The organism is Pseudomonas sp. YuFO20 (assembly GCF_035064975.1).
In the GTDB taxonomy this organism is placed as follows: domain Bacteria; phylum Pseudomonadota; class Gammaproteobacteria; order Pseudomonadales; family Pseudomonadaceae; genus Aquipseudomonas; species Aquipseudomonas putida_AE.
In genome coordinates this window covers 39,869-52,087 of record NZ_JAXDEO010000025.1, presented here as the reverse complement: position 1 = coordinate 52,087, position 12,219 = coordinate 39,869, and the positions used below count along the sequence as shown (strand labels likewise).

The 12,219-nt window shown below is 62.0% G+C and carries 13 protein-coding genes; 8 read left to right on the top strand and 5 right to left on the bottom strand.

The window, feature by feature from the left end:
* Positions 1-21 precede the first annotated feature (21 nt).
* Both SOP85_RS15890 and SOP85_RS15885 read left to right on the top strand, forming a co-directional pair.
* The gene (locus tag SOP85_RS15890; protein WP_274074816.1) at positions 22-333 is read left to right on the top strand and encodes a DUF962 domain-containing protein; all 312 of its coding nucleotides are present in this window, start codon (positions 22-24) and stop codon (positions 331-333) included.
* A gap of 18 nt (positions 334-351) precedes the next feature.
* Complete coding sequence (locus tag SOP85_RS15885; protein ID WP_274074815.1) at positions 352-924, top strand: HD domain-containing protein; 573 nt, start codon at positions 352-354, stop codon at positions 922-924.
* A 128-nt stretch (positions 925-1,052) separates the two neighbouring features.
* On the opposite strand, the gene SOP85_RS15880 is transcribed toward SOP85_RS15885, so the two are convergent.
* On the bottom strand, positions 1,053-1,862 hold the full coding sequence (locus tag SOP85_RS15880) for a UDP-2,3-diacylglucosamine diphosphatase (protein ID WP_274074814.1): 810 nt from the start codon (positions 1,860-1,862) through the stop codon (positions 1,053-1,055).
* Between the two features lie 146 nt (positions 1,863-2,008).
* Between SOP85_RS15880 and SOP85_RS15875 the strand changes: the two genes are divergently transcribed.
* Together SOP85_RS15875 and SOP85_RS15870 are read left to right on the top strand one after the other, a co-directional pair.
* The gene (locus tag SOP85_RS15875; RefSeq protein ID WP_323627457.1) at positions 2,009-2,767 is read left to right on the top strand and encodes a helix-turn-helix transcriptional regulator; all 759 of its coding nucleotides are present in this window, start codon (positions 2,009-2,011) and stop codon (positions 2,765-2,767) included.
* Between the two features lie 167 nt (positions 2,768-2,934).
* Complete coding sequence (locus SOP85_RS15870) at positions 2,935-3,828, top strand: DMT family transporter (protein ID WP_323627455.1); 894 nt, start codon at positions 2,935-2,937, stop codon at positions 3,826-3,828.
* Here the strand turns inward: SOP85_RS15870 and SOP85_RS15865 are convergent.
* The 4 genes from SOP85_RS15865 to recQ form a co-directional block, all read right to left on the bottom strand.
* Positions 3,822-4,109, bottom strand: coding sequence for a SelT/SelW/SelH family protein (locus SOP85_RS15865; protein WP_323627454.1), 288 nt, complete (start codon positions 4,107-4,109; stop codon positions 3,822-3,824). The genes SOP85_RS15870 and SOP85_RS15865 overlap by 7 nt on opposite strands.
* A 47-nt stretch (positions 4,110-4,156) precedes the next feature.
* On the bottom strand, positions 4,157-5,329 hold the full coding sequence (locus SOP85_RS15860; RefSeq protein WP_323627452.1) for a type IV pilus assembly protein FimV: 1,173 nt from the start codon (positions 5,327-5,329) through the stop codon (positions 4,157-4,159).
* A 130-nt stretch (positions 5,330-5,459) separates the two neighbouring features.
* A complete protein-coding gene (locus SOP85_RS15855; protein ID WP_274074810.1) occupies positions 5,460-5,894 on the bottom strand; it encodes a MarR family transcriptional regulator in 435 nt (144 codons plus the stop codon).
* A 120-nt stretch (positions 5,895-6,014) separates the two neighbouring features.
* Positions 6,015-8,141, bottom strand: a complete 2,127-nt coding sequence (recQ, locus tag SOP85_RS15850; RefSeq protein WP_274074809.1) for a DNA helicase RecQ — start codon at positions 8,139-8,141, stop codon at positions 6,015-6,017.
* Positions 8,142-8,448: 307 nt separating this feature from the next.
* Here recQ and SOP85_RS15845 point away from each other — a divergent pair, with 307 nt between their 5' ends.
* The 4 genes from SOP85_RS15845 to lapD all read left to right on the top strand — a co-directional run bounded on the left by SOP85_RS15845 (position 8,449) and on the right by lapD (position 12,188).
* Positions 8,449-9,036, top strand: a complete 588-nt coding sequence (locus SOP85_RS15845; RefSeq protein ID WP_274074808.1) for a YecA family protein — start codon at positions 8,449-8,451, stop codon at positions 9,034-9,036.
* A 10-nt stretch (positions 9,037-9,046) separates the two neighbouring features.
* Positions 9,047-9,442: a YbaN family protein gene (locus tag SOP85_RS15840; protein ID WP_274074807.1), complete on the top strand. Its 396-nt coding sequence runs from the start codon at positions 9,047-9,049 to the stop codon at positions 9,440-9,442.
* A gap of 75 nt (positions 9,443-9,517) precedes the next feature.
* Positions 9,518-10,225 carry a cysteine protease LapG gene (gene lapG, locus SOP85_RS15835; RefSeq protein WP_274074806.1) on the top strand — a complete coding sequence of 236 codons (708 nt, stop codon included), beginning with the start codon at positions 9,518-9,520 and terminating at the stop codon, positions 10,223-10,225.
* Between the two features lie 22 nt (positions 10,226-10,247).
* Positions 10,248-12,188, top strand: coding sequence for a cyclic di-GMP receptor LapD (lapD, locus tag SOP85_RS15830; protein ID WP_323627451.1), 1,941 nt, complete (start codon positions 10,248-10,250; stop codon positions 12,186-12,188).
* Positions 12,189-12,219: the final 31 nt, after the last annotated feature.

Genomic DNA, 12,219 nt, shown 5'->3' with positions numbered 1-12,219 from the left:
ATAACCACAGAGATCGCGGTCGTGGAAAACATCAAGCGTTTCAATAGCTTCGCTGAGTTTTATCCGTATTACCTCAGCGAACACAGCAACAGTACCTGCCGACGATTGCACTTCATCGGCACCACGCTGGTTATTTTCATTCTGGCGCTGACCGTCGGTCGTGGCGCCTGGACCTTGTTGTGGGTATTGCCGCTGGCGGGTTACAGCTTCGCCTGGGTTGGCCATTTCTTCTTCGAGAAGAATCGTCCTGCAACCTTTCAGCACCCTTTCTACAGCCTTCTCGGCGATTTCGTCATGTATCGCGACATGATCCTGGGACGCGTGCCGTTCTAGATCAGCAGAGGATTGCCGATGAATGCCAATGCCCGTTTTACCCACATGAAGGATGGTACGCAGGAAGACTGGGCGATCATCGCCGCGGACTTCAGCGCCTACGCTCGCCAATTGCCGATTCGGATCGCGGCGCACCTGAAGCTGCTCGAAGGTGATTTCGGCGGGTTCCCCGTGGACCGCCTGACCCACTCGCTGCAAACCGCCACCCGCGCCTGGCGCGATGGCCGCGATGAAGAGTACGTGGTCTGCGCCCTGCTCCACGACATCGGCGACACCCTGGGTTCCTACAACCACCCGGACATCGCCGCGGCCATCCTCAAGCCGTTTGTCAGCGCCGAGAATCTGTGGATGGTGGAAAAACACGGGATTTTCCAGGGCTACTACTTCTTCCATCACCTGGGCATGGACCGGCATCTGCGCGAGCAATTCTGCGATCACCCGCAGTATCAGGCCACCATCGAATTCTGCGCCAAATACGATGCGGCGGCGTTTGACCCGGCGTATGACACGCTGCCGTTGAGTTTCTTCGAGCCGATGATGGAACGGTTGTTTGCGCAGCCGAAGAACTCGATCTACAAGGCGGCGATGTAGGAGCGAGCTTGCTCCGGGCGGCGTTCCGACGAAAAACCTGAGGTCGCCGCGGGGTGTCTGGTTTCCCGCGTCATCGTTGAATTCCATCGCGAGCAAGCTTGCTCCTACAGCGAAGGCGCCGGACCTGTCTACGCAGGCTCTGCCATTTTAACTGCCTTCAATTGCGCCTCCTGCGCATCGGCCAGCCGATACAACTCGATCGTGCCATCCCAATGCTCGATCAGCGCCGTGCACGACTCCACCCAGTCGCCGCAATTGAGGTAGTCGACCCCACCCACCTTGCGAATCTCGGCATGGTGAATATGGCCGCACACCACGCCGTGCAGTTCGCGCTTGACGCACTCGTGGGCGATGGCTTCTTCAAAATCGCTGATGAAGCTCACCGCGGTTTTCACCTTGTGCTTGAGGTACGCCGACAGCGACCAGTAGCCGTAGCCGTATCGGGCGCGCCAGTGGTTGAGCCAGCGGTTGAGGGTCAGGGTGAATTCGTAGGCCGAGTCGCCGAGAAACGCCAGCCAGCGGTGGTAGCGGGTAATCACATCGAACTGATCGCCGTGGATCACCAGCAAGTGCCGGCCATCGGCGGTCACGTGCACCGCTTCGTCCACCAGCTGGATGTTGCCCAGGATCAGCTTCGAATAGCGGCGCAGGAATTCGTCGTGGTTGCCGGTGACGTAGATCACCTCGGTGCCGCGCTTGCTCATGGTCAACAGGCGGCGGATCACGTTGGTGTGCGCCTGGGGCCAGTACATGCCGCCGCGCAGTTTCCAGCCGTCGATGATGTCACCGACCAGGTAGACCTTGTCCGCGTGATAACCCTTGAGGAACTGCGACAGATGCTCGGCCTGGCAATCGCGGGTGCCCAGGTGCACATCGGAAATCCACAGGGTCCGCACACGTTGCTTACGACTGGGTTTGGCGAGCTCGGCGCTGGTCATGGGCAACCCTCAGGACAAGTTTTGGCAAGCTTGCCGCGTCCGGGTTAATGGCCCATGACAGCGCCGAGTCAGTCCTGTGACAGCGCGCGCAGGTGGTGTCGGTGTAGACTGCGACCTGACGCATCAACCCTGCAACGAGAGCCGAGATGAGACCGATCCTCACCCTGCGCCAGTACACCCACGACCTGATCGTCCACAGCCATGAGCATGCGCAACTGGTGTTCGGGCTGTCGGGTGCGCTGGATTTCGAAGTCGACGGGCATGGCAGCCAGGTGGTCCAGCAAAGCTTCGTGGTGATTCCGGGCGGCTTTCATCATGCCTGCGGCAGCCCCAACGGCAGCCGCTGTCTGGTCCTCGACGTGCCCGGCGATCAATGGCTTGGCCAGTCCCTGGGCGATCATGCCGATGCCAGTCGACGCCTGCTCGACAACGCCGGCCGCTTGTCGCTGGATGCAGGACAGAGCCAATTGGTCGAGTGGCTGGCCAACAGCCCGGTCGATGATCCGGTCATTGCGCAACAGGGCGCGGTGCTGTTGCTGGCGAGCCTCAACAACGCCAGGCCCGACTCGGTCGGCGGCCGGCGCCTGCCCTACGCCGCCCTGAATGCACACATCGACCAATACGCCGCCTACCCGCTGCAAGTCGCCGATCTGGCGCGTGTGGCCGGTCTTTCCAGCGCCCGTTTGCATGCCCGGTTCGTGGCCGAATGCGGGCAGACGCCGATGGACTACATCCGCAGCCGACGCCTGCACAAGGCCGTGGGATTGCTGCGCAATTCGGCGCTGCCCATTGGCGAGATTGCCTGTCGGGTCGGCTACAGCTCCCAGAGTGCCTTTGCCGCTGCGGTGCTGCGCGAGTTCGGTGCATCGCCGGGTAAATTGCGGCGCGAGGCTGGCGACAAATGACGCGAGTCTGGCGACAGACACAGGGTTCGTTTACACGTTCAATGTAGGAGCTGCCGCAGGCTGCGATCTTTTGATCTTGCTTTCAGGATCAAGATCAAAAGATCGCAGCCTGCGGCAGCTCCTACAAGGGTCGGCGGTGTTGTCGGCCACGTTTATCAAGGATTGCCATGACTCCCCGTACCGCCCTGGGCGCCCTGCATATCGGCGCATTGATGTTCGGCCTGACCGGCGTATTCGGCAAACTCGCCGCCGCTTCGCCGGCGATCATCGTCTTCGGCCGGGCGGCGTTCGCGGTGCTGGCGCTGGCGTTCTTTGCGCGCTTTGCCAGCCAAAGCCGTTGGCGAAGACTCGAAGCGGTGGATGTGCGCCGACTGCTGCTCAGCGGCTTGCTGCTGGCCGGGCACTGGGTGAGTTTCTTCATCTCGGTGAAGGTCGCCGGCGTTGCCATCGCGACCCTGGGTTTTGCCAGTTTCCCGGCCTTTACCGTGATCCTTGAAGGGCTGATTTTCCGTGAGCGCATCCGCGCCAATGAAATTCTGCTGGTGGCGCTGGTGAGTGTCGGGCTGGTGCTGGTCACGCCTGCGTTCGATCTGGGCAGTGGCGCCACCACCGGCCTGCTCTGGTCGATCGCCTCGGGCTTGCTGTTTTCCTTGTTGTCGCTGACCAACCGCGCCAGCTCCGCGCGCATCCCGCCGGTGCAGGCGGCGTTGTGCCAGAACGTGGTGGTCGGATTGTGCCTGCTGCCAGCCGCAGCCCCGCACCTGAGTGAAGTGCGCGCCATCGACTGGCTGTGGATCGGCCTGCTCGGGGTGTTCTGCACCGGCGTCGCCCACAGCCTGTTTGTCGCCAGCCTGGCGGTGATCAAGGCACGGACCGCCGCCGTGGTCTTCGCCCTGGAGCCGGTCTACGGGATCACCATCGCCTGGCTGCTGTTCGATGAAAACCCGACCCTGCGCATGCTGCTGGGTGGCGCATTGATCATCGTCGCGATCGTGGTGTCCAGCAGGCTATCGAGTGGTGCGATCAAGAAAACCGTTGCCGCCGAGGCGGTGTCTCACTGAGTGCGATCGTTGTGCCCCAGGTCGCGGTCCGGATCGATCTGGTCGCGGACCCGCTGCTTGAGCACCTTGGCCTCGGGGAAACCGCCGTCAGCCTTGCGCTCCCAGAGCTGCACCTGGTCACAGAAAATGTGAAAGACCCCACCCGTGCCGGGCACCAGGGACACCTTGTCCAGGTCATCGCCAAAGGTGCTGAGCAGCTCCTGGGCGAGCCAGGCCGCACGCAGCAGCCACTGGCATTGGGTGCAATAGGTGATGACGATTTCCGGTTTGCTGGCGGTCATGATCGGCGAAACTCCTGAGGCAGAGGGCGCCACCATGATAACGGTGTTTATTGCCTGTTACCCGGTTCGGCGGGTTCGATTACCCATTCAATCTCAGGCTCGGGCAGCGCTGGCGCTTTCGGCGGCTGCTCGGCGGTAGGAGAAGGGTCCATCGGGCCCAGATCCCAGTTCGTTTCCATCGACAAGTCGTCCAGATTCAGCTGGAACTCATCGAAGGGTAATGGCGGCGATGGCGTCACCAGGGGCAAAAGTACCGGTGCTGCAAGCACAACCGGCGCAAGAGGTTGCAATGGCGATTGGCGGACGGGCACTTCCTGAAGGCTCTGCCCATCGGGCTGCGGGTCTGGTTGCGATGGTTCCAGCGATACCTGGTCCTGCTGTCTTTGCCGACGAACCCGCACCAGCAGTAACGCCAACGCCACCAGCGCCAGCAACCCTCCGATCGCTAGCCAGTTCGACCCAGGCTCCGCCACTGGCGCTGGCGCCACGTCAACCGACGCAACAGGTTCCGTGGGTGCCTGCTTGACCTCGGCCAATCGGGCTTGCAACTCGGCGACCTGCTTTTTCTCAACGGCGATCTGCTCGTCCCGGGCCTGAAGTTTCACGTTGAGTTCATCGACGCTCGCCTGCAACTGTTGGTTGTGCAGGACGCTGGCGGCCAGTTGTTCAGCCAGGGGATCGGCGACAGGCCTTGCCGCCGATTCCGTGCGTGCAGGTAATGGTGCGACTGCCGGCTCGACACTCGGGAATGCTGAAGAGGGACGGTTCACCGCTGGTTCATCACTGATCGGCGCCATGTTTTCTGCACCTGGAGGATCGATCAGCACGGTGTACTCGCGCAACACGCGGCCATTGGGCTGGTCGAGTTGCACCAGAAAATCCAGGTAGGGTTCCTTGACCGGTTTGTTGGAGCTGACCCGGACCAGGCTGCGATTGCCCCGCAGGATGGGTGTGAATGTCAGGTCGTTGAGGAAGGCCATGCGCTCGACGCCGGCGCGGCTGAACTCGTCCGCCGTCGCCAGGCTGACCGACAGCTCGCCCTCAGCCACTGCGGCGGCATCCACCAGGGCGATCTCCGCGCGCAGCGGCTGATTCAGTGCCGAGTGCAGGGTAATTTCACCGAGGCCCAACGCCGGCACCCAGGCCGAATAAGTAACAGCGGCACAGGCCAGCAACAGCCTGGCGCCATACCGTACAACCAATAGCCGACTCTGGAGCATGAACATCCCTTAGGTAAACCAAAAACCAATCTGCACGTGTTCGCACCTGCGGTACGAACACGATATTGCCGACTAGTTCTTATAGTCCGCCCAATGCCCTGGCTCAAAAGCCTGGGCGGGAGGTTGTGTCTCAGGATTTTTCGAGGTTGGCCAGGATGTGCCCGTGAACACGCATGCAGACCTTTACGTCCGCCTCATCGACACCTTCGAAGAGTTCATGACGCAGCTGGGTGGCAATGGTTTCAATTTGTTCGATCAGGGGCAGCGCCGGCGCGCAAAGCACAATTTTTTTCGCCCGACGGTCTTCCACCACCGCCTGGCGTTGCACCAGGCCCTGGCTTTCCAGACTGTCGAGCAGCCGCGCCAGGGTTGGCCCCTCGACGCCGACGCTTTGCGCCAGCTCACGCTGGGTCGGGGCTTGCTCGAAGCGCGCCAGGTGCAGCAGCACCAGCCAGCGGGCCTGGGACAGGCCAAGTCCGGCAAGGCGGCGGTCGAGCTCGGCGCGCCAGCCACGGGACATTTGTGCCAACTGCATGCCAAAACGGTGTTGATCGGTCAACGACATAAAACACTCATGATCAGACTGAAATAAGAGAAATACTAATAATTAGTCAGCTAAGCATGAGCCTTGGCTGGAGGCAAGGCTTGTTCTGTACTGAATCGTTACATCAATGAGGCTGGTCATTCAAAGTTCGAATTCGGACTGCAAAGCCGCCCGAATACAGTACAGGACCCCTTCGGGCACCCTCCCTGCGAACAGTGCGGAAATTTCCGCTACCGGCGGCAGTTCGCCCTCTCCGTCGAGGAACGCGTCCTGGACTTCGCCCATCAAGTCCTCCGGCAAGTCCAGCGCCTGCTCCAGCGACAACTGCTGCTTGCCGATCGCCTCGGCGAGCAGGGTGTAGACGTTCTTTTCCGAGCATTGCAACTGACCGGCGATCTGCAACGGCGTCATGCCGGCACGGGCCAGGGTGATCAGTTCGTGGCGCAGGTCTGCGACAACTTTCGGTGCCTCGACCTGGCCACCGAGGACTTCGAGGAACGCCTCGCCATAACGCTCCAGCTTGCGGGCGCCGACGCCACTGACCCGGGCCATTTGCGCCAGCGAGGTCGGTTGGCTGCGCAGCATTTCCAGCAAGGTCGAGTCGGGGAAAATGACGTACGGCGGTACGCCGTGTTCTTCGGCCAGCTTGCGCCGCAGGGCACGCAGGGCTTCCCACTGTTCGCGCTCTTCGCCCCGCACCAGCTGGCTCGCCTGGCTCTTGCTGCTCTTGGCAGTGGTTTGCGCCTTCAGGTCGCGACGCAGTTCCAGGGTCACTTCGCCTTTGAGCAGCGGACGGCAGGTGTCGCTCAGGCGCAGGCCGCCGTAGCCTTCCAGGTCGATGTCGGCCAGGCCGCGAGCCACCAACTGGCGGAACAGCGAACGCCACTCGCCTTCGGACATCGCCTTGCCGACCCCGTACACCGAAAGGTGCTGGTGCCCGAAGCTGCGCACCTTTTCGTTGTCCTTGCCCAGCAGGACATCCACCAGGTGCCCGACGCCGTAGCGCTGGCCGGTGCGGTAGATCGCCGAAAGGGCCTGACGGGCGGGTTCGGTGGCGTCCCAGGTCTGCACGCCATCGACACAGTTGTCGCAATGACCGCAGGGCTCTGGCATGTCTTCGTCAAAGTAGGCCAGCAGCGTCTGGCGACGGCAGCGGGTTTCCTCGCACAGCGAGAGCATGGCATCGAGCTTGTGTTGCTCCAGACGCTTGTGGCGCTCGTCCCCTTCGGAGTTCTGCAGCATCTGCTTGAGCATCACCACGTCCTGCAGGCCATAGGCCATCCAGGCATCGGCGGGCAGACCGTCACGGCCGCCGCGCCCGGTTTCCTGGTAATAGGCCTCAAGCGACTTCGGCAAGTCGAGGTGCGCGACAAAGCGCACGTTGGGCTTGTCGATGCCCATGCCAAAGGCCACGGTAGCGACCATGATCAGGCCTTCCTCGTTGAGGAAGCGTTTCTGGTTGTGGGCCCGCAGGTCGTTGGGCAGGCCGGCGTGATACGGCAGCGCCGGGAAGCCTTGCTCGCTGAGGAAGGTCGCCACTTCCTCGACTTTCTTGCGCGACAGGCAATAGACGATACCGGCATCGCTGCGACGCTCGGTGAGGAACGCCAGCAACTGCTTGCGCGGCTGCTCCTTGGGCACGATGCGATAAAAAATGTTCGGCCGGTCGAAACTCGACAGGAAGCGCTCGGCATTCTGCAGGTGCAGGCGGGTGACGATCTCTTCCCGGGTTCGCTTGTCGGCGGTGGCGGTCAGGGCGATGCGCGGTACGTCGGGGAACAGTTCCGCCAACTGGCCCAGTTGCAGGTATTCCGGGCGGAAGTCATGGCCCCATTGGGACACGCAGTGGGCTTCGTCAATGGCGAACAGCGAGATGTTCAGCCCTTGCAGGAAGCTCAGCATGCGCGGCTGCACCAGACGCTCGGGCGCGAGGTAGAGCATTTTCACTTCACCACGGCGGATCCGTGCCGCCAGGTCACGCTGTTGCTCGGCACTGAGCGTGGAGTTCAATGCCGCGGCGGCCACACCCAGTTCTTCCAGGGTCGCGACCTGATCGTCCATCAGCGCGATCAGCGGCGAAACCACGACCGCCAGGCCGTCGCGCAGCAGCGCCGGCACCTGGAAGCACAGGGATTTACCCCCACCGGTAGGCATCAGGACCAGGGCATCGCCGCCACTGGCCACGCGCTCAATGATTGCACCCTGGCGGCCACGGAAACTGTCGTAGCCGAAGATGTCCTTGAGGACGCGCTGAGCCTGTTCGAGCATAAAAACTCCAAAAATCACCGAAACATCCCTGCAAGGCTGGTGCAGAACCCGCAACTTTGCACCGACAAATCGTAAGTGCGCATTGCATGTCGCTTCACATTTCAGCCATGACGCCAGCAGGGCATCACAAAACGCGCGAGTATACCCGAGCCCTCCCTCGCGCAGGGCACCGCTGATAAGAGCGGATGAAGATGCCCCCCGACAGGGAATGCTGCATCCAAGAGGGGCAAATATGCCGCGCGGCTGGCCCAAGCGCTCAAGAAGGCCTAGAATTCCCGCATCGAATATTCCCCAAGGTAGCCCTTTAATGTCCTTCGCTGAGCAACTAACCCGCCTGCAAGTCTTCCTCGACGCCGATGAACTGCATGACGAGGCGCTGGACTACGTGGCCGCCCACGGCTACCTCACCGCGCTGTCGATCTGTTCCGAAGACGTTCCCGACCGTGAATGGATCGACGCCCTCTTCGCCGAAGAGCCGCACTACAGCGGCGAAGCCCAACGCGAAGAAATCGAAGCCACGCTGATCGGTCTCAAGGCTCACATCGCCCGCCAGCTGGCCTCCGATGAAGAGTTCGAACTGCCGTGCGACCTCGACCTGGGCGACGATCCGGACGATTCCGAACTGCGCGGCTGGTGCATCGGTTTCATGGAAGGCGTGTTCCTGCGCGAAGAAGCCTGGTTCGAAACCGCCGAAGACGAAGTCAGCGAAATGCTCCTGCCGATCATGGTCGGTTCGGGCCTGTTCGACGAGCAACCGGAGTTCTCCGACATCGCCGCCGACGCCAACCTGATGGACGACATGATCGTGCAGATCCCGGAAGCCCTGACTGCGCTGTACCTGCTGTGCAACGCACCAGACGAAAAACCGGCGATCCTCAAGCCACGCCATCACTAAGGTCCCGCCTATGGACAACCCCATAGGCAACCGCTCCCTGATGTTGCGCTACGTGCTGCTGGCCATCGGCTGGCTGAGCGTGGCGCTGGGGGTGATCGGGATTTTCCTGCCGGTGCTGCCCACCACACCCTTCCTGTTGCTGGCGGCTGCCTGTTTCGCCCGCAGTTCGCCGCGTTTCTATCAGTGGCTGGTCAATCACCCGCGGCTCGGGCCGTGGATTCGTGACTACCTCGAAGGTAATGGCATTCCGCTCAAGGGCAAGGTCTATGCCATTGGCCTGATGTGGGCCAGCATCCTGTTCTCCTGCTACCTGGTGCCGATGCCCTGGGCGCGGGCGTTCATGCTGACCAGTGCGGTGCTGGTGACCCTGTACATCCTCAAGCAGAAAACCCTGCACAAGTCCTGAGATTCCCCCGCCTGCAGGTCGACGCTGACCCGACCACCACCTAGACTTCAGGTCTCTGCACTCGAGCAGCCAGTCATGCCGCGCAGTCCGGGTAGTCCAGGATGGCCAACACTCCGACTTCGGTTTGGCGGATGGCTGCTGCTGGCCAGTTTTCCCCTGGCCGGGCTTGCCAGCGCCTGGCCCGCCTGGGATTTCGCGCAGATTTCGCATACCGCACAAAAGCGCTATGCCAGCCTGGGGCCGACCCAGGGACGTCTCCAACCCTGGAGTGAAATGCTGCAAGGTGAACGCAACCTGCCCGAGCTGGAGCAATTAACTGCGGTCAATCGCTTCTTCAACCAGCAGCTGGATTTCCAGGACGACGCCCGCCTCTGGCGCCAGGCCGATTACTGGGCCACGCCCGTCGAGGCGCTGATCAAGGCCGCGGGCGATTGCGAAGACTATGCCCTGGCGAAATATTTCAGCCTGCGCCAGCTGGGCATTCCCAGCGACAAGCTGCGCATTACCTACGTCAAGGCCCTGAAACAGAACCAGGCGCACATGGTGCTGACCTATTACAGCAGCCCTGGCGCCGAACCGCTGGTGCTCGACAACCTGATCGGCGAAATCCGCCCCGCCTCGCAGCGCAAGGACCTGTTGCCGGTGTATGCCTTCAACGCCGAAGGCCTGTACCTGCCCGGCAAACCTGGCCACCCGCGCAGCGGCGACTCGAAAAAACTGTCGCGCTGGCAAGACGTCCTGAAAAAAATGCAAACCGAAGGATTCGCCGTCGGCGACGGTTAGTCGCCACGCCAAGGAGCGCTCGATGAAACTGCGCAACCAGTTGTTTCTTGCCATCTGCCTGTTCTTGCTGGTGGCGTTCAGCGGCAGTTTTTATGCCAGCCTGGAAAGCTCTCGCGAGCAAACGCTGGGCCAGTTGCGCGCCCATGCCCAGGACGCCGCGACCGCCCTGGGCCTGACCCTGACCACCCAGGTCGACGACCCGGCGATGATGGAGTTGATGGTCAGCTCGATTTTCGACAGCGGCTATTACAGCGACATCCGCGTCACCCACCTGGAGAATCGGCAGGTGCTGGTGCAGCGCAGCGTCCCCGAGCGAATCGACGGCGTGCCCGGCTGGTTCGTCAACCTGGTGAATTTGCGCCCCGAGGGCGGCGATGCATTGATCACCCGTGGCTGGCAACAGGTGGCGCGCGTTGAAGTGTTGAGCAATCCCCAGTTCGCCCTGGCCAAACTCTGGGACAGCACACTGGGAAGCCTCGTCTGGTTGCTGCTCTGCGGGCTGCTCAGTGCAGTGTTCGGTGGCTGGCTGCTGCGTCGGCAATTACGTCCGCTGGACACCATGGTCCGGCAGGCCGACGCCATCAGCAAACGCGAGTTTCTCAGCTTGCCGACGCTGCCGCGCACACCGGAGTTGAAACGCGTGGTGCTGGCGATGAACCAGATGGTCGAGAAGCTCAAGACGCTGTTCGCCGAAGAGGCGGCGCGCAGTGAAAAACTGCTCGGCGAGTCCTACCGGGACAGCCTGACAGGGCTGGCCAACCGGCGATTGCTCGATGAACAACTGGCCGATCAATTGCGGATCTGCGAGCAAAATGGCGACGGTCATCTGCTGATGCTGCAGCTCAACGATTTGGCCGGGCTCAATCAACGCCTTGGCGGGCAACGCACCGATGCGTTGATTGGCGCGGTCGGCGACTTGCTCAAGCGCCTGACTCAGGTACCGCAACGGCGCACCTGGCTGGCAGCGCGCAATCGCGGTGGCGAATTCAGCCTGCTGGCACCGGATCTCGATACCGAGGAGGCAACGCGCCTGGCTGCCGAGCTCAGCGCCACCCTGGAAAACCTGCGCCTCACCGGTGCCAGTGACTGCATGCCCGTCGCCCATCTGGGCGTCGTCGCCTTCCATCCCGGCGACCCGGCGAGCCACGTGCTGCATCAACTTGACCAGGCACTGAACGAAGCCCGGCAACATCCCGAGCGCCCCTGGGCCGTGTTGGGCCACAGCGACAGCGCACCAAAGCAGGCCCAACACCACTGGCACACCTGGCTTGACGCTGCCCTGAACGAAGGCCAGCTGCAGTTGTATTTTCAACCGGTGGTGTTATGCGCCGAGACTCGTCAGGTGCTGCATCACAAGGTCCTCGCACGCCTGCTCGATCCACAGGGCGAAGCGATCGCCGCCGGCCAGTTCTTGCCGTGGATCGAGCGGTTTGGCTGGTCGGCGCGCTTTGACCTGGCGATGCTCGAAGCCACCCTCGAATACCTCGTCATCAACCGGATGCCCCTGGCATTGAGCCTGTCCGGCAGCACCTTGCGCGATCAGGCGCAGGTGCAACTGATCCTCGACATGCTTGAATCCCTGCCGGAACTGGCGCCCTTCCTGACCCTGGAAATCGATGAGCGCCAACTGCCTCCGCCAGACCCGTTGCAACGCTTGAGCCACAGCCTGCTCGCCACCGGTTACCGTATCGGGCTGCAGCATTTTGGCGGCCATTTCAGCCAGATCGGCAACCTCACGCAACTGGGGCTGGCGTACCTTAAAATCGACGGCGCCTACATCCGTGGCATCGATGCCGAGCATGATAAACGGCTGTTCATCGAGGCGGTTTGCCGCACGACCCACAGCATCGACTTACCCTTGATCGCAGAAAAAGTGGAAACCCAGGGGGAGCTGGAAGCGATCCGGGCATTGGGGGTGTTTGGCGTGATGGGGCGCTTGATCGGTGAGCCGCAGCCGATGTGATCTGCGGACGGTCGCAGGCAAAAAAAACCGC